The organism is Flavobacterium erigeronis, assembly GCF_054075165.1.
Map to the genome: position 1 here is coordinate 547,795 of NZ_JBSKGP010000001.1, position 18,217 is coordinate 566,011.

Below are 18,217 nucleotides of genomic sequence, written 5' to 3' on the forward strand. Positions count from 1 at the left end.
CTAATAAATTACGGCTTTCCTTACACAATAATCAATGTGTAATAAATTACAATTCATGCAATTAATTACATTTTTAACATTTTAAAAGCTAAAAAAATTAAGTATATTCTTTTTTTTAGTAAAAAAATTACGGTATTAAAAATTAATATATAATTTTGTGTAATCGATTACAATTAAACCACTTGGAGTCGAAAATAAAACCACTTACTTATTTTATTAACTATCTTAAACAAACACTATGAAAAAAAACCTACTTTTCGTAGCTGTCTTTCTTATGACAGCTCAATTATGGGCCCAAACTATCAATGAAGCTTCCGGCTGGTTGGAATCTGCTTTTGTAAAGTGGCAGCCAGTCAGCGGTGCCCAGACCTACAATGTTTACTACACGGGTAACGGATTTACAGACAAAAAAATTGACGACCAGCTTATTAGAAGTTATGGCTCTTATTTTCGCGCTGATATTCCTGGGTTAAAAGCGGGAACTTATACCGTAAAAGTAAAGCCTGTTATAAATGGCAACGAGGGAACTGGAACCACAACGGGAAGCTTAACTGTAGCAGCACATGACCGAAATGGATTTGCCTTTGAAAGCGGCCGCATTCCAGGCGGATATAAAGCAGACGGAACTCCAAAGGATAATGCCGTAATTCTTTACATTACGCAAAATACCAAAAACACCATTTCTATGAATATTACTGGTGCAAGTTCAAATCCTTGTATTGGTTTACAAAATATTTTGTATGCCATTAAAAAAGGAAAAGATACGCGTCCGTTCATTATTCGTTTGATTGGAAATATCACCGATATGACCGTTATGGAAGGTGGTGATGTTGTTATTGAAAACGCAAACAATGCTTCAAGTTATGTTACATTTGAAGGTATTGGTGACGACGCTGTTGCAAATGGCTGGGGAGTTAGATTGAAATCGGCTTCAAACATAGAAGTAAGCAATCTTGGATTTATGAACTGTAACAGTACTGCAGGTGATAACGTAGGAATGCAGCAAGACAACGATCACGTTTGGGTACATAACTGCGATTTATTCTATGGAAATGCAGGAAGCGATGCCGACCAAATAAAAGGCGACGGAGCATTAGACAACAAAACTTCGACTTATATTACATTGTCTTACAACCACTTTTGGGACAATGGAAAAGCAAGTCTTTTAGGTTTAAGCGAAGGTACAACTTCAGGATTGTACATCACATATCACCACAACTGGTTTGACCATTCTGATTCTCGTCATCCACGAGTGCGCTATTATTCGGCACATATTTACAACAACTATTATGATGGCGTTTCTAAATATGGAGCAGGTTCAACTTTAGGATCTTCACTTTTTGTTGAAGGAAATTATTATAGAAACAGCAAGCACCCAATGCTAACTTCACTGCAAGGTACTGATATTTGGGACGAAGCGAACCAAGTAAATAACGCAGGAACAATGGGAACATTCTCTGGAGAAGCAGGTGGAAGCATCAAGGCTTTTAACAATACTTTTGACGCTTCTAACGGAACAAACAATATGCGTTTTGTAGCGTATAATGATCCAAATCCTCTGTACAATATTTCAGGAAAGATAAGCTCTACAACAGATTTTGATGCTTACGTAGCGGCAACAAGAGGAGAAGTCGTAAGCAGTTCTGTAAAATCGAAATCAGGCGCTAATAGCTACAACAACTTTGATACAGATGCTAATTTGTATGTAAAAAATTTAGTAGTAGACACTCCAGCAGCGGCAAAAACTAAAACGACTCAATATGCGGGACGTGTTTCTGGAGGAGATTTAAAATGGACATTTAATAACGCAACAGACGATACTTCTTCTTTAGTTATTACAGCATTAAAAACAGCTCTTACCAACTATACAGGAACTCTAGTTGCTGTACAAGGCGAAGGAAATCCACCTTCAAGCGGGCAGACTTTAACGCTGACATCTACTTCAAACAACAATCAGACTGTTGCAAGCGGAACTGCAATTTCTTCGATCGTATTTACATGGGGTGGCGACGCAACTGACGCTACTGTAACGGGATTACCAGCTTCTGGATTATCTTTTGTAAAAAATACATCAGCAAAAACGATAACTATTTCGGGTACGCCAACTGCAACAGTTTCGTATTCTATTGCAACTTCTGGAACTAGTGGTTCCCCAGCCACTGGTTCAGGAACTGTAACTGTTACTGCTGCAGGAAACCAAACTTTAACTTCTTCTGGAAACAATAACCAAACTGTTTCTTCTGGAACTGCAATTGCTTCGATTGTGTTTACTTGGGGCGGAAACGCTACAGACGCTTCAGTAACTGGATTACCAGCTTCTGGATTGTCTTTTGTAAAAAATACATCGGCAAAAACCATTACCATTACAGGAACTCCAACTGCAAATGTATCTTATTCTGTAACCACTTCTGGAAGTGCAGGAACTCCAGTAACTGCATCAGGAATTATAACCGTTACAACGGGTTCTACTGGCGGTTCTGAAAATCATAATTTTACAACTTCTGGAAAAACAAGTTCATTCTATTCTATTACAGGAAATATGAATTCAACTCCAGGTTCTGTAACTTATAATGGCTTAACGCTAACACAACGATTAAAAATTGAATCGAGCACTTCTATAACGTATACAACAACAAGTGCATCAACTTTAACATTGGTTTTCGATTCTAACTTTACAGGAACTATTAAAGTAGACAATGTTTCTTATACCGCATCTGCTGGTATTGTAACAGCTTCTATTGCTGCTGGTTCTCATAGCATAACAAAAGGTTCTGTTGCCAATTTATTCTATATCAGCACGGTCTACAGTGGAGGAACGTTAAAAATGATGACTGCAACTGATTTAGCTGTAGAAGAAAACGATACAAAAACTTCAGATATTATTTTATATCCAAATCCAGTTTCTAGCACTTTATATTTATCAGATCCTGAGCAAAAAGTGCAAAAAGTACTGATTTACAATATTTCTGGAAATCTAGTAATTAATTCTGGAAATTCTCAAAGCATTGATACAAGCGGATTAATTCCTGGAACTTATCTAGCGAAAATTTATACTGTCGATGGATCATTTAATCAAACTCTTATAAAAAAGTAAAACTAAACTTAACTTAAAAAGGCTTCCAAATTTGGAAGCCTTTCTTATTTCAGATATTTATATAATTACAAATCAAATTTAATTCCCTGCGCTAGCGGAAGATTTGTTGTATAATTGATTGTATTTGTTTGGCGTCTCATATAAATTTTCCAAGCATCAGAACCTGATTCGCGACCGCCTCCAGTTTCTTTTTCGCCTCCAAAAGCACCACCAATTTCGGCTCCAGAAGTTCCAATATTTACGTTTGCAATTCCGCAGTCAGAACCAGTTGCTGATAAAAATCTTTCGGCTTCCCGCAGATTATTCGTCATAATTGCTGACGATAATCCTTGGGCAACACCATTCTGAATTTCGATTGCATTTTCTACTTCACCAGCATATTTAATTAAATATAAAACTGGAGCAAATGTTTCGTGCTGTACAATTTCAAACGAATTTTCAGCTTCTGCAATAGCCGGTTTTACGTAACAGCCACTTTCATAACCTTGACCAGAAAGCACTCCTCCTTCTACTAGAATTTTTCCTCCTTCAGCCACAACTTTATTCAAAGCTGCTGCGTACATTTCGACAGCATGTGTGTCAATAAGCGGTCCAACATGATTATTTTCGTCAAGCGGATTCCCGATTCTCAATTGTTTGTAAGCCGCAACCAAAGCGTCTTTTACTTTATCATAAATACTTTCGTGAATGATCAGTCTTCGAGTTGAAGTACAACGCTGTCCAGCCGTTCCAACCGCTCCAAAAACAGCTCCGATTACCGTCATTTTTATATCTGCATCTGGAGTCACAATAATAGCATTATTTCCTCCTAATTCTAATAATGATTTCCCTAATCTTCCTGCAACGGTTTGTGCTACAATTTTTCCCATTCGGGTTGAACCTGTAGCAGAAATAAGGGGAATACGAGTGTCTGCTGTCAGCAACTCTCCTATTTTATAATCTCCATTTATTAAACACGAAATTCCTTCTGGAAGATTGTTTTCTTTAATAACCTGAGCAATAATATTTTGGCAAGCAATACCACAGAGAGGCGTTTTTTCAGAAGGTTTCCAAACGCAAACATCTCCAGAAATCCATGCTAAAGCTGTGTTCCAAGACCAAACTGCAACTGGGAAATTGAATGCCGAAATAATTCCAACAATTCCTAATGGATGATATTGTTCGTACATACGGTGTCCTGGCCTTTCAGAATGCATCGTTAATCCGTGAAGCTGACGAGATAAACCAACTGCAAAGTCGCAGATATCAATCATTTCCTGAACTTCTCCAAAACCTTCTTGCAAAGATTTCCCCATTTCGTAAGAAACCAATTTTCCTAAAGCTTCTTTATTTTGTCTCAATTTTTCTCCAAACTGACGTACAATTTCACCACGCTGTGGCGCCGGAATCAATCTAAAAGTCTTAAACGCTTCTGCCGCTGTTTGAATTGCTTTTTCGTAATCTTCTGCAGTTGACATTTTTACCGAAGCAATTAATTTTCCGTCAACCGGCGAATAACTCTCTAAAATTTCTCCAGAAGAAAAATTGTTTATTCCTGTTGATGTTCCTTTATTTATTGTCTTGATGCCCAATTTTTCAAGAGCTTCATTCATTCCAAATTGCGATGCTATTGTTGTCATTGTAACTTTTTTAGTTAAAATTGTTATATTTTAATGTAAAGATATTGTTTTAGAATTAATTTTCGATTGAAGTTAATTCATAAATCAACGTAAATTTAAGTTTATTTTAGAGTATTAACAGTAACGAAACTTTATTATTAGATTTATTTAATGAAATTTGCATTACTTAAAATTAAAAATATGACTCTTAATCGGCTTCTTCTCTTTTGTTTGTTATTCGTTTCAACTCACATATTTTCTCAAAAAGAAAATGCCTCTTTTTCTGTAGTTCCATTGGGTGTAATGGGCGGTATTGATGAAAAAAATCTTTCTGCTTACTTAATAGCTCCTTCCAATACTAACGACTATATCTGTCTTGACGCTGGAACGGTAAATGCGGGAATTGAAAAAGCTATTGAAAAGAAAACTTTTAAAGTTTCTACAAGTGAAGTTTTACGCAAATACATTAAAGGATATTTGATTTCTCACGCGCATTTAGACCATGTTTCTGGTTTAATTATCAATTCTCCAGCCGATTCTTCGAAGACGGTTTATGCAACGCATAAATGCATGGAAATGATGGAAAACCATTATTTTAATGATCAGACTTGGGCCAATTTTGGAGATGCGGGACCTGGTTTCCCTTTAAGAAAATACCATTTTCAAACTTTGAATTTAGGCGAAGAAACTCTTTTAACGAATGCTAAAATGACGGTTAAGGCATTTCCTTTGAGTCATGTTAATCCATTTGAGAGTACTGCTTTTTTAATTAGAAGCAATACTGATTATGCATTATATTTAGGAGACACTGGACCTGATGAAGTCGAAAAAAGCAATAATCTTCGTGATTTATGGACAGCCGTTGCACCATTAATTAAACAAAAACAATTAAAAGGGATTTTTATTGAAGTTTCTTTTCCAAATGAGCAACCGGACAAATTTTTATTTGGGCATTTAACTCCTAATTATTTAATGAAAGAACTTCATGTTCTAGAAGATTTAGCAGGAAAAGGTTCTCTGAAAAACTTCAAAATTATCATCACGCATTTAAAACCTCCTGCGAAGAATATTGTAAAAATTAAAGAGCAGTTAAAAAATCAAAATGATTTAGGAGTTCAGATTATTTTTCCTGAACAAGGGAAAAAATTGGAGTTGTAATTTATTACGCCACAGATTTCACTGATTAAAAGGATTAAAATTAATATTTTAATCCTTTCTTTTTAAAATTCCGTTTTTCTCTAATTCAATTAGCATTTCTTCATGAGTAATAAAATCGCCAGCTAAATACTCTTCTTTTGCTTGCTTGATATCAGCTTTTAATTCTAAAATAAATTTTTCTTCTTCGCTAAGTGAAGGTGAAACATTTAATCCTTCATCATTTTTCATATTTATATCTGTTTAACAATTCTAAAAAGTAGGTGTCATAGCCCTGATGGGATCGGCATCCTTTTGTGGCGGGGTTCGCCACAAAAGATATAGCGGACAGCAGGAAATAGCTTCTAATATTTATTATTTAATTATTTCTTCGCTACAAATCTCGGATCAGTCTCCATCACAGTTCCGCAATTATCGCATGTTCTTAATTCTTCTGAATTGTAAAAATGTTCAAAATGAGGAAGAAAATCTTTCTCTATATTGTGAAGTTCAAAATACACTTCGTACAATTTATGATTGCAGTTGTCACAGTGCCAAAGCAGGCCATCAGTAAAACCTTGTCCAGCGCGTTTTCTTTCAATTACAAGACCAATAGAACCTTCTGAACGAACAGGAGAATGAGGCACTTTGGCCGGATGCAAATACATATCGCCCGCGTTTAATTCCATTTCTCTACGCTCTCCATCTTCCTGAATCACCACTTTAATACTTCCTTCCAGCTGATAAAAAAGCTCCTCTGTTTCGTTGTAATGATAATCTTTTCGGGCATTTGGCCCTGCTACAATCATTACAATATAATCTCCAGAATCTACATAGAGATTTTTATTTCCAACAGGTGGTTTCAATAAATGACGATTTTCGTCAATCCATTGCGTCAGGTTAAAAGGTTTTGCTATAGCCATTTTATAAGTACTAATTTTGAAAAGCTAAAGTTAGTAAATTTGTAGAGACGCACCACAGTGCGTCTTTAGATTCGTATAAAACATTTAAAAACCATAATCGAAAAGATTACTCTGATTATTCTGCTGCTTATAAAAGCCGTTGCAAAAGAAGTTTTGAAGAAAATCAAATGAGTTTTTTTGCCACAGATTAAATGAATTAAAATGATTTTTTTAGTTTGCCACGAATTTCACTAATTACACTAATTCATTCTGGCTGAAAAAATCCTAAAAATCTTTTTAATCTGTGGCTAAAAAATTCGAGCAATTCGTGTAATTCGTGGCAGAAAAATTTTTAGGGTTTTAAAACGAGATATTAGACGCACTGCTGTGCGTCTCTACTAAAATTCTTTTATCAAATAAATATAAACGGGAAAATGATCACTAAACCCTGCTTCTGCAACTGAATTTCGCAGCGGATAACCTTTATATTGTCCCGAAGTTTGAATAAGATAAGGTTTGCTAAAAATACCAGCTTTCCAAAAATTATAAGTTGAAAAATCAGGTTGAATTAAGGATTGGGTCATGATAATCTGATCAAAAATATTCCAAGAATCACGATAAGCGATCGTTCCTAAACCTTTATTTTGAAGTTCTTCAAACGGATTAAAAACACCAAATTCTGTTACTTCAGTTTTTACACCTTTTGTACCTAAACCAGATTTTATGCTTTTATTCAATGGTCCGTCATTAAAATCTCCCATCGTCAAAACTTTGGCTTGCGGATTAATCTGTTGTAGAGAGTCGATAATTTTTCGGTTTAATTTTGCTGCGGCTTCTCGAAAGAGACTTGTTGCTTTTTCTCCACCCGATCTCGACGGCCAGTGATTAACAATAATATGTATTTCTTCATCTTCCAAAAATCCTGAAACCAAAAGCTGATCTCTCGTAAAAACACGATTCTTATTTTCCCTTTTAACCTCAATTTCATCATCTAAAACTTCAATCAGTTCTTCTTTTTTAGGAATTTCTTTTTTATAAATAATTAATGGAATATTCGAATAAGAAGTCGGTCTGAAATATTTTTTCTGATAAAGTAAAGCCACATCGATACCCCGTTTGTCTGGCGAATCGAAATGAATAATTCCTAAATCCAGTGGCAAGAGTTTTGGCTCTTTAATTAAATCTTCTAAAACATTGCGATTTTCTATTTCTGCTCCGCCAATTAAAGTTGGCGAATTTGAATTTTCAGGTGTTCCAATTTCAGAAATCACTCTCGCTAGGTTTTTCAATTTCTGTTGATATTTTTCTTTTGTCCAATGCTGCGCACCATTTGGAGTCCATTCATCATCGTTTGTAAAAATATCATCTTCAGTATCATACAGATTTTCGAAATTGTAAAAGGCAACGGTATGTATTTTATACTTTTTGGATTGCGATTGCGTTTGAAAAGAAAAAAGAATAAGTATTAAAAAGTAGCTTCTAAAAAAGTGCATATATTTAGTATTTAAAAAAACATTCAATATTACTCTTTTTTAATTAATTGTAAGAAAATTCAAATATATTTAAAATCTAAAATTTCTATATTTGTTTTTTCATATAAATGAAAGAAGCAAATGATGACCATGAAAAACCTTTTAAACATTAAGAAACCGTCTCTTATTTATCAATTCGCATTTCTTATTTTTGCTTTACAATCATTCAACTGTCAATCTCAACAAAACATGATAACACCGCCTTATTTACAAAAAGGAGATACTGTAGCGCTTTTAGCGACAGCGCGAAAAAATATCGATGACAATTTAAAACCAACAATAGATTTATTGCACAGCTGGGGTTTAGAAGCAGTTGTCGGATCTACAATTGGCTTAGATTACCATCAATTGGCTGGAACAGATGAGCAAAGAGCTGCCGATTTTCAAAAACAATTAGACAATCCTAATATAAAAGCCATTTGGTGTGTTCGCGGCGGATATGGTACTGTTAGAATGTTAGATTTATTGGATTTTACGAAATTCAAACAGCATCCAAAGTGGGTTATTGGTTTTAGCGATGTCACAGTTTTGCATAATCATTTGAATACGATGGGTTACAAATCTATTCATGGAATTATGCCGGTTACGGTTCCAAGAGCAACTCCAGATGCTGTAAGTTCTTTAAAAGCGGCGCTATTTAATGAACCTATTTCGTACTTGGTAAGTCCAACTCCTATGAATCGTTTGGGAAGCGCTACTGGCGAATTGGTGGGCGGAAATTTATCTATTTTATATAGTCTATTAGGATCTCCATCGGCAATTGACTGCAAGGATAAAATTTTATTTATAGAAGATTTAGACGAATATTTGTACCATATTGACCGTATGATGATGAACCTGAGACGCAACGGCTGTATTGAAAATCTAAAAGGAATTATCATTGGCGGAATGACAAGCATGAAAGACAATGAAGTGCCTTGGGGTAAAAATGCTTTGGAAATTATTGATGATGTAACCAAAAAATACAATATTCCGGTAATTTTCAATTTTCCAGCAGGCCATATTAGAGACAATAGAGCTTTAATTATGGGAAATACCGTTTCTATGGAAGTTACTGCTACTGGAAGCACGGTTACTTTTAAAAGATAATATTTCGTATTCCTTTTTTAAGGAAGTTCAAAATACCACATAAAATCTCGCAAAGACGCGAAGCCACAAAGTTTTATGATTTTGTGTCTTCGCGTCTTTGCATGCAAAAAACTCAAACCCAATATAAGATTCAAAAACTTGAAACTTTAAAAGAAAACCATGGCAGAACACAATGATTTAGGAAAATTAGGCGAAGACCTTGCCGTCTCGCATCTTGAACAAAACGGATATACTATTCAACACAGAAATTACGTTTTTCAGAAAGCAGAAATAGATATCATTGCACAAAAAGATTCTATTTTAGCCATAATTGAGGTAAAGACTCGATCGAATTTAGATTTTGGTTCTCCGCAGGATTTTGTGAAGCCAAAAAAAATTCAATTACTTATAAAAGCAGTAAATGCCTACATAAACGATAGGGAAAAGGATTTTCAGGAAGATTTAGAAATCCGTTTTGATATCGTTGCCATCCATAAAGACAGGGAATCATTTGCAATTGAACATCTTACCGATGCTTTTTATCACTTTTAACATAATTTTTTATTGTTATAATTGTAACAATTTGTTTTTTTATTTATATTTGCAAAGAATTATAACATCGCAATGTTAAATTAACAACCAACTCAACTGTTACCAAAAAAAAAAAAAAGAATTATGAAAACTGTTTCTTCTATTGTAGAAAACTACATTAAAACAAAACCATTTTTATTAAATGCTCTGTCGCTCGGAATTATTAACCTAACTTCACTTTCGCGAAATATTATGACCGAATTAGAAAGTGAGTTTGGAAAAGAAGTAAAACAAGGCGCTGTTGTAATGTCTTTAAAACGACTGACGGAAGAATTAGATTTTAAATTAAACCACAAAATCAATAAAGTAATTAAAAATATAGGTGAAATCACCGTTCGTTCTGAGCTTACAGATTACACTTTTGCAGCATCTGAAACTGTTTTAAACAAACAGGCAGATTTAATCTCAGACATTAATGCTTTATCTGATATTTTTTATACCTCATCTCGTGGCGTAAACGAAACCAATATCGTTGTCAGCAGCAGTGTAAATCACTTAGTTGAAAAACACTTTATGAGAGAAAAGTTAATCCAAAAATTAGATAATTTAGCTTCTATTACAGTAAAATTACCAAAAGAAAATATCGTAGTTCCGGGTATTTACTACTTCATTTTCCAGCGTTTGGCTTGGGAAGGAATTATTATCAATGAGGTAATTTCGACTTCAAATGAATTTACGATTTTAGTTGGAGAAGATCAAGTTGATGTCGCTTTTAAAGTGATCAAAGACTTGAAAAACTAATGCGAAAAATACAGCTTTTAAAAATCAAATAAGAGTTTATAATACCAAAATCCTTTTGTCTTCCTATAAGATAAAGGGATTTTTCTTTTGAAATAAAGCCAGAAGACTAAAATTTCATATTTCGTAGATAAGAATATTCTCAAAAGTAAGATTCGGAATAAAAATTTATTTGGCAATAGCGTCAAAATAACACTTACTTGTAGAAAAGCCACTTCAGCGTGATTTTTAAGTCATCATTACAAAAAACTAACAAAAAATCCGAATTAAGTTTTTTTAGATATAATTTGTTGCGAATAATATTTTTATATATTTGCGAGGAAGTCAGATTCAGGACCTCTTATTTTGATAGCCTAATATCATTAGAATTAAATAAAAGCGATTAAAATTGTTAGAAGCTGCCAACCATAGTGAAAAATTATTGGTAAGTGAACTCAAAAAAGGAAACGAAAAAGCCTTTCGCCAGCTTTTTGATTTATTTCGCCAAGATATTTATGGATATAGCATTAGTCTTCTAAAATCGAAAGAAGCTGCAGAGGAAAATGTGCAGGATGTTTTTTTGAAAGTTTGGCTTAATCGCGAAAGTTTAGATGTAGATCAGTCTTTTAAAGCCTACATTTTTACGATTGCCAGAAATCAGGCTTTTAATGTTTTGAATAAAGCGGCAAATGAAGTTATTTTGAAAGAAGCCGTTTTTTATGAAAGTCAGAAAACACATGAACACGGAGATTATGCTATTCGGGAAGCCGATTGTAAAAAGCTCCGAAAACAAGCTATAAAGCAACTCCCGCCCAAACGACGGCAGATTTTTAAAATGTCTCGGAAAAAAGGAATGAGCTACGAAGAAATAAGCGAGGAACTCGGAATCTCGATAAACACGGTCCGGAACCAAATGAGTAAAGCGCTCGAATCGATGCGCGGTTTTTTTCAACTTCACGATGAAATTATCTAACCAAAACCACAATAATGCCCTTAAAAATCACTCTTCGGAGTGATTTTTTTGTTTTAAATTATACCAATCCCTCTTTTTAAAATCATCTATTTCAAACATAGCCCAAAACGTCTTGATTTGCGTGATTTGCGTTGCGTTCTAAGATTGAAACCATAGCCCACGGTTTCAACCGTGGGAAACGTATTGATTTGCACGATTTCTATTGCGTGATTTGTTGCGTTGCGTGATTTACATTGCGTGATTTGCGTTGCGCTCCCACGGTTGAAACCGTGGGCTATGTTTTAATTTCTTTGCGTCGATCTTTGTCAAAGTTTAAAACTTTGACAAAGATTTCTAATTAATCAGAAAATTTTTTGTTTACAAAAACCTTTAAAAATCAACAAGTTAACCACATATCATTCGTTTCCAAATGTTAAAATTTAAAAATTTATAACGTTTGAGTAGTACTCAACTCCTTCTCAGCTGTATTATAGAAACACAGAACCCAAAAACATTCTTAATGAATTCAAATTCTGAAATAAAAACGCTTTTAGAGAAGTTTATTTTAAATCAATGTACTGCTGAAGAAACAGAACAGGTTATTGTTTATTTCAGAAGCAATAATCTTACTGATGAATTTCCAACAGTAGAAGAAGTGAAAAATCTCTTGAGCGAAATGCCAAAAATGGAGGAACAGAAAGCCGATTCCATTTTTGACAACATATTAGCTACAGCAAAAGAACAGGAAACCGTTATCGAATTACAACCTAGAAAATCAAACTACAGAAAATACATTTCTATTGCGGCTTCTGTTTTGGTTCTTCTTGGAGTTGGACTTGCCTACAAACAAGGTTTCTTCAGTAAATCTACTGAAGCAACTTTCGATTTTAAAAGCTCTGATATTGTCCTACAAATGGAAGACGGAAGTATTAAAGTTATTTCTGAAAACGGAAAAGTTCAAGTTCATGATAAAAACGGGAATATTATTGGGAACCAAGACGGCGATAAATTGGTTTATGAAAATCAAGCTGATTCTGATCAATTGGCTTACAACACGCTTAAAATTCCGTTTGGCAAAAAATTTCGTTTGCAATTATCAGACGGAACTATGGTTCATTTAAATTCTGGTACTACTCTAAAATATCCAGTAAAATTTATTGCTGGAGAAAATCGTCAAGTATATCTGGACGGAGAAGCTTTTTTTGATGTAGCAAAAGATAAAAAACATCCTTTTATTGTAAATGCAGATAACTTAAATGTCCGCGTTTTAGGAACACACTTTAATGTGTCTAATTATCCTGAAGATGCTGCCACAGATGTTGTGCTTGTTGAAGGTTCTGTTGGCATGTATCGCTCTAGCGAAGATTTTAATGCTGAGAAAAGCACTATTCTTAAACCAGGTTTTAAAGGAAGCTTCAACAAAGCAAATGCTTCCATCTTGACCAAACAGGTTATTACAGAAATTTATACTTCTTGGATAGATGGCGGACTTACTTTTAGAAATATGGCTTTCAAAAATATCATTACTAAATTGGAAAGACGCTACAACGTAACAATCATCAATAAAAACGAAAAATTGGCAAATGAGAAATTCAACGCCAGCTTTAAAGAAGAATCAATCGAAAATGTGATGAGTTATTTTAATGATGTTCATGGCATTAATTACACGATAAAAAACAATCAGATACTAATTAACTAACCACCTAAAACCAATACAATATATGATGAGATAACATTACGGGAATAAAAAAATCGGAAAGAGCTGCGAACAATTTCCGATTAACTAAGTGATTGAATATAACGAATTAACTACAATCAATTAACAAAATTATGAAAAAAAAATCTAAGAATAATGGGTTTCTATACTCATTGTTCCAAAATGACCTAAAATTGAAATTAACTACACTACTTATTTTGGTCGCCATGTTTAATATCAAAGCGAGTACTTATGCGCAAAAGACAAAAGTTACTCTTGAATTGAACAATTCAACCATCGAAAAGGTTATTGAGACCATTGAACAAAAAACAGATTTTAGATTTATTTACAAAATGAACGATGTCGACTTAGATCGAATGGTTTCAATTTCTGTAAAAGATCAGTCTATATATGTTGTTTTAGACAAAATTTTTAAAGGAACGCCAACCGAATTTAAAATTCGTGACACGCAGATTATCCTAAAAAAACCAGAGCTTAAAACGCAAGTAATCGAATTTCAAAAACAAACCGTTTCTGGTGTTATTACAGACGAAAACGGCCTGCCATTGCCTGGAGCTTCAGTTATTGAAGAAGGTACAAAAAATGGAATGGTTACGGATTTTGACGGTAAATATAAACTTACTGTAGAAAGCAGCCAGTCTGTAATCATTGTATCTTTTGTGGGATATAAAGAAAAAAGAGTAACTGCAAATCAACCTGTTATAAACATTCAGCTACTTCCAGACGCAACTGACTTACAGGAAATTGTAGTAGTAGGTTATGGAACTGCAGCCAAAAAAGATGTAACAGGAGCTGTTTCTTCTATTGCCGCAAAAGACATGAATCAGGGAGCAATTGTAAATCCTTTGCAGTTGATTGCAGGAAAAGCTGCCGGAGTTAATATTACGCAGATAGGAAGCGAACCAGGTTCTGGTCCAAGTGTTCGTATTAGAGGTATTGGCTCTTTAATTGGGGGAAACGATCCTTTGGTAGTAGTTGATGGGATTCAGGGAAACATGGATTTATTAAATCAGGTTCCGCCAAGCGAGATTGAGAGTATCGATGTTTTAAAAGATGCTTCTGCAACTGCCGTTTATGGTTCTAGAGGTGCGCCTGGTGTAATCATTGTTACGACTAAGAAAAACAAAGCCGGAAAAACTACGATAGAATATACAGGCTCAACTTCTGTTGATTTTATTCCAAAAAAACTGGATATGTTGAGCGCTGACCAATGGTGGGAAACGGGTCAAAAATATGGTGTTCCGGCTTCTGCAAATCATGGTTCAAATACCAACTGGTATGGTCTTTTAACTGAAACTGGAATTACTCAGACTCATACCTTATCATTTGGTGGCGCAACGGATAAATTTAATTACAGAGCTTCTATAACAGCTATTACGCAGGATGGTGTGGTAATTAATTCAAGCAACCAAAAATATATTGGGCGCATTCAGGCGACGCAATTGGCTTTAGACGATAAATTAAAATTGACTTTTAATTTAAACTCAGGAATAAATAATATTACAAGCAGTATTGGAAGTATTGGTACCGTTGCTTATACATCAAACTTAATTACAAATGCATTATTAGCAAGACCAACAGATCCTGTTTATAATACTGATGGAACTTATTTTACAGATCCTGCCGTATTTCATTACTTAAATCCTTATGCGGCTGCACAAGAGGTTACTAATGAAAGACAAGAAGATAATTTATTTGGAAGTTTAAAAGCTGATTTAGATTTAGGAAAAGGTTTTACAGCAAACTGGTTTGGAAGCTGGAGAAAGACCAATTATACAGCTGGATATTATATGCCAGCAGAATCAACAGACTTTAATGCGGTTGAACAACATGGTTTTGCCAATATTGACAATAAGAAACAAAACGAAAAATTAACAAATTTTAGTCTTACCTATAAAAAAACCTTCGGAATCCACAGCTTTAATGCATTGGCTTTATACGAATGGCAAAGTCAGACTTACCAAGGTAATTATACTCAGGCAAGAGGTTTTATCAGTGACGAAGCTACATATAATGCGCTTCAGTTTGGCGATTTGTCTAAAGTCAGAGCTGGAGATATCAGATCTTATAAAAATGACAGATCATTGGCTTCTTATTTAGCACGATTAAATTACTCTTTATTAGATCGTTATTTACTAACAGCGAGTATCAGACGTGATGGCTCATCTGTATTTGGTTCAAACAACAAATGGGGTAATTTCCCTTCAGCATCTGTTGCTTGGCAGATTAACAAAGAGTCTTTTATGATGAATCAGAATCTGTTTAGCGAATTAAAATTGCGTGCGGGTTATGGTGTAACAGGAAACCAGCAAGGACTTTATCCGCAGACTTCGCTTCCATTAGTTGACAGCGCAGGAAATATTTATTTTGGAGGGTCTATCATTACCAATTTTGGTATTTCGCAAAATGCCAATGCTGACCTTAAATGGGAAACCAAAAAACAAACGAACATTGGACTTGATTTTGCTCTTTTAGACAATAGATTAAGAGGAAGCATCGATGTTTATGATTCTAGAACTGATAATCTTTTGTTTGATTATACAGTACCTCAGCCTCCTTATCCGTATAATAAAATTAAAGCCAATGTTGGAAGCATTTCTAACAAAGGTTTAGAAGTAGCGCTGGCGTATGATGTTATAAGAACAGAAAACAGCACGCTGACATTAGCAGGAAACATGTCTTTAATGAAAAACGAAGTTCTTAATTTAAGTGGTAGCATTAACGGCATTCCTTTAAATACAAACTTTGTAAACTGGGGAGCACCAAACTCATTACTAGTACAAGGAAAACCAATTGGTTCGTTTTATATTTTAGAAAGTACTGGTACCAATAGTAATGGCGTTGAAACTGTTAAAGATCGTGATGGAGACGGTAAAATTGATCAAGGAGCTACAAGTCAAGATCGTTATTATGCAGGTTCTGCATTGCCAACTTACACTTTTGCGTTTAATCCGTCTTACCGATACAAAAACTTCGATGCTTCTATGTTAGTAAGAGGCTCTGGAGGAAATAAAATTTACAACAACCTTAATCAGCGATTAAGCATGTTGGAAAATACTGGTAGTTCTAATGTTTTGCAAAGTGCTGTTGGTAGAGGAATTTTTTCTTCGCCATACGGATCTGATGCATGGTTAGAAGACGGTTCATTTGTTCGTTTAGAAAATCTTACTGCTGGATATACTTTCCGCTTTACAGATAAATATGTAGACTCTGTGCGTCTTTCTCTTACTGGAAATAATTTATTCTTAATTACAGATTACACAGGTGTTGATCCAGAATTAAACATAAGCGGAAGTGGTGACCCTAATGATAACTTCGGCGGCGATAAAGGAATTTATCCTCGTACCAGAAGTGTTGCATTTGGTTTGACTGTAAAATTTAAATAGTAGAAGAAATGAAAATTAAAAATATAGTAATAGCAGGAAGCGCATGTTTCTTGACACTTTTTAGCTGTACAGATATCAACGAAAATATATACGACAAATATCAGCCGGACAGCTTTTATGGAACTCCAGAAGGAGCAAATATTGCTCTTGCCAGCGTTTATGCTGAAATTCCGGGTGACTTTGAACGTAAAAGTGTACCTGGAGTAGGTTACGCAGGAGCAGATAACGGCTGGTACGACATGAACTGTATGTCATCAGACGAGCAGGTAATTCCGCATAGAAATGACGGTAACTGGCAGCAGGATTTTGCCCGTCTGCACAAACACGAATGGCTTCCATCAGAATTTATCATCAACAATACTTGGAACTGGTTATATAAAGGTATTTTCAATGCTAACCTTGCAGTTGAATTACTAGAAAAAGGAAATGCAGAACCTTCAAAAATTGCTGAAGCAAAAGTATTACGCGCTTTCTTTTATTATTTATTAATTGATGATTTTGGAAATGTTCCGTTTTACACAGACAATAATATTACTGTTGACAAAATTCCACAGTCAAGCCGTAAAGAAGTTTTCGATTTCATCGTAAAAGAATTGACAGAAAATGTAGAATTACTTTCAGTAACTAAAGGCGGTAATTATTACGGAAGATTCAATAAATGGGCGGGTTATACTTTACTAGCAAAAGTGTATTTAAATGCAGAAGTATATACAGGAGAAGCAAAATGGAATGAGTGTTTAACTGCTTGTAACAAAGTAGGCGAAGGCGGTTTTTCATTGCATTCAGGCGAAGCAAACGATGCTAGTCCGTTAGGAAATAAATATTATGAATTATTTGGAGACGTACTTCCAGATGATGAAACCATTTTACCAATTTTTGCAACTCTAGATGTTGTTTCTCGTAATGTGTACGCCGTTCGTAGTGTATACGGTCCGCAGGGTACCAATATGTTTGGATTAAGCGGCTGGAACGGAACTATAGTTCCAAAAGATTTCTTCTTGAAATATGCCGTAAACGATGTCCGAAGAAAGCAATTTTTGTTTGGAGAACAGCCAGGAGGATTTAATTATACTCTTGAGGTTGCTTCATTAGACAATCCGGGAGCAGCACCGCAGGCAGGAGTTCGTAATGTGAAATTTTATCCTGCAGGTGTAAAAAGTGGCGGTGGAGCTTCAAACGATTTCCCAATTTTTAGATATGCTGATGTAATCTTAATGATAGCAGAATGTAATGCCCGCTTAGGAAATCCTGCTGCTGCAAAACCTTTTGTAGATCAAATTAGACAGCGTGCAGGCTTAGATGCTTTAGACCACAATCCTACTCTTGATGATATTTACAACGAAAGAGGATTTGAATTAAGCTGGGAAGGCCACAGAAGGCAGGATATGATTCGCTTTGATAAATTTTTATTAGCAAACGAATTCAGACCAGCATCTCCAGCTTTCAGAAAATTGTTCCCAATCCCAACATCTGCTTTAGATGCAAATCGTGGACTTAAACAAAATCCGGGTTACTAAAAACAAAAA

At 34.8% G+C, this 18,217-nt stretch carries 13 protein-coding genes; 9 read left to right on the forward strand and 4 right to left on the reverse strand.

Annotation, left to right across the window (positions count from 1 at the left end):
• The first annotated feature begins 238 nt into the window (after positions 1-238).
• Positions 239-3,094 carry a pectate lyase family protein gene (locus tag ACWA1F_RS02340; protein WP_456891281.1) on the forward strand — a complete coding sequence of 952 codons (2,856 nt, stop codon included), beginning with the start codon at positions 239-241 and terminating at the stop codon, positions 3,092-3,094.
• Positions 3,095-3,159: 65 nt separating this feature from the next.
• Here ACWA1F_RS02340 and amaB read toward each other — a convergent pair whose 3' ends face one another.
• Entirely contained in the window at positions 3,160-4,713 is a 1,554-nt protein-coding gene (gene amaB, locus ACWA1F_RS02345) for an L-piperidine-6-carboxylate dehydrogenase (RefSeq protein ID WP_456891283.1), read from the reverse strand.
• A 180-nt stretch (positions 4,714-4,893) separates the two neighbouring features.
• Between amaB and ACWA1F_RS02350 the strand changes: the two genes are divergently transcribed.
• Entirely contained in the window at positions 4,894-5,850 is a 957-nt protein-coding gene (locus ACWA1F_RS02350) for an MBL fold metallo-hydrolase (RefSeq protein WP_456891285.1), read from the forward strand.
• Between the two features lie 48 nt (positions 5,851-5,898).
• On the opposite strand, the gene ACWA1F_RS02355 is transcribed toward ACWA1F_RS02350, so the two are convergent.
• From ACWA1F_RS02355 to ACWA1F_RS02365, 3 genes are all read right to left on the reverse strand, one after another.
• Positions 5,899-6,078: a hypothetical protein gene (locus ACWA1F_RS02355; protein ID WP_456891287.1), complete on the reverse strand. Its 180-nt coding sequence runs from the start codon at positions 6,076-6,078 to the stop codon at positions 5,899-5,901.
• A 131-nt stretch (positions 6,079-6,209) separates the two neighbouring features.
• Complete coding sequence (locus ACWA1F_RS02360) at positions 6,210-6,749, reverse strand: 3-hydroxyanthranilate 3,4-dioxygenase (protein ID WP_456891289.1); 540 nt, start codon at positions 6,747-6,749, stop codon at positions 6,210-6,212.
• Between the two features lie 377 nt (positions 6,750-7,126).
• A complete protein-coding gene (locus tag ACWA1F_RS02365) occupies positions 7,127-8,221 on the reverse strand; it encodes an endonuclease/exonuclease/phosphatase family protein (RefSeq protein WP_456891291.1) in 1,095 nt (364 codons plus the stop codon).
• Positions 8,222-8,449: 228 nt separating this feature from the next.
• Here ACWA1F_RS02365 and ACWA1F_RS02370 point away from each other — a divergent pair, with 228 nt between their 5' ends.
• The 7 genes from ACWA1F_RS02370 (at position 8,450) to ACWA1F_RS02400 (ending at position 18,208) form a co-directional block, all read left to right on the forward strand.
• Positions 8,450-9,349, forward strand: coding sequence for a S66 peptidase family protein (locus ACWA1F_RS02370; protein WP_456891293.1), 900 nt, complete (start codon positions 8,450-8,452; stop codon positions 9,347-9,349).
• 159 nt (positions 9,350-9,508) lie between these two features.
• Positions 9,509-9,880 (forward strand): YraN family protein, encoded by a 372-nt coding sequence (locus tag ACWA1F_RS02375; protein ID WP_456891295.1) that lies wholly within the window; start codon positions 9,509-9,511, stop codon positions 9,878-9,880.
• Between the two features lie 123 nt (positions 9,881-10,003).
• A complete protein-coding gene (locus tag ACWA1F_RS02380; protein WP_008466087.1) occupies positions 10,004-10,660 on the forward strand; it encodes a hypothetical protein in 657 nt (218 codons plus the stop codon).
• A gap of 385 nt (positions 10,661-11,045) precedes the next feature.
• The gene (locus ACWA1F_RS02385; RefSeq protein ID WP_306154536.1) at positions 11,046-11,609 is read left to right on the forward strand and encodes an RNA polymerase sigma factor; all 564 of its coding nucleotides are present in this window, start codon (positions 11,046-11,048) and stop codon (positions 11,607-11,609) included.
• A 499-nt stretch (positions 11,610-12,108) separates the two neighbouring features.
• Complete coding sequence (locus tag ACWA1F_RS02390; protein WP_456891298.1) at positions 12,109-13,287, forward strand: FecR family protein; 1,179 nt, start codon at positions 12,109-12,111, stop codon at positions 13,285-13,287.
• Positions 13,288-13,478: 191 nt separating this feature from the next.
• Positions 13,479-16,691: a TonB-dependent receptor gene (locus ACWA1F_RS02395; protein WP_456891300.1), complete on the forward strand. Its 3,213-nt coding sequence runs from the start codon at positions 13,479-13,481 to the stop codon at positions 16,689-16,691.
• Between the two features lie 8 nt (positions 16,692-16,699).
• Entirely contained in the window at positions 16,700-18,208 is a 1,509-nt protein-coding gene (locus tag ACWA1F_RS02400; protein ID WP_456891302.1) for a RagB/SusD family nutrient uptake outer membrane protein, read from the forward strand.
• Positions 18,209-18,217 lie beyond the last annotated feature (9 nt).

What these genes read in the sequence shown, in the direction of transcription:
- ACWA1F_RS02375 (WP_456891295.1), top strand. Translation starts at nt 9,509, where the DNA reads ATGGCAGAACACAATGATTTAGGAAAATTAGGCGAAGACCTTGCCGTC.
- ACWA1F_RS02340 (WP_456891281.1), top strand. Translation starts at nt 239, where the DNA reads ATGAAAAAAAACCTACTTTTCGTAGCTGTCTTTCTTATGACAGCTCAA.
- ACWA1F_RS02390 (WP_456891298.1), top strand. Translation starts at nt 12,109, where the DNA reads ATGAATTCAAATTCTGAAATAAAAACGCTTTTAGAGAAGTTTATTTTA.
- ACWA1F_RS02350 (WP_456891285.1), top strand. Translation starts at nt 4,894, where the DNA reads ATGACTCTTAATCGGCTTCTTCTCTTTTGTTTGTTATTCGTTTCAACT.
- ACWA1F_RS02355 (WP_456891287.1), bottom strand. Translation starts at nt 6,078, where the DNA reads ATGAAAAATGATGAAGGATTAAATGTTTCACCTTCACTTAGCGAAGAA.
- ACWA1F_RS02400 (WP_456891302.1), top strand. Translation starts at nt 16,700, where the DNA reads ATGAAAATTAAAAATATAGTAATAGCAGGAAGCGCATGTTTCTTGACA.
- amaB (WP_456891283.1), bottom strand. Translation starts at nt 4,713, where the DNA reads ATGACAACAATAGCATCGCAATTTGGAATGAATGAAGCTCTTGAAAAA.
- ACWA1F_RS02380 (WP_008466087.1), top strand. Translation starts at nt 10,004, where the DNA reads ATGAAAACTGTTTCTTCTATTGTAGAAAACTACATTAAAACAAAACCA.
- ACWA1F_RS02365 (WP_456891291.1), bottom strand. Translation starts at nt 8,221, where the DNA reads ATGCACTTTTTTAGAAGCTACTTTTTAATACTTATTCTTTTTTCTTTT.
- ACWA1F_RS02360 (WP_456891289.1), bottom strand. Translation starts at nt 6,749, where the DNA reads ATGGCTATAGCAAAACCTTTTAACCTGACGCAATGGATTGACGAAAAT.
- ACWA1F_RS02370 (WP_456891293.1), top strand. Translation starts at nt 8,450, where the DNA reads ATGATAACACCGCCTTATTTACAAAAAGGAGATACTGTAGCGCTTTTA.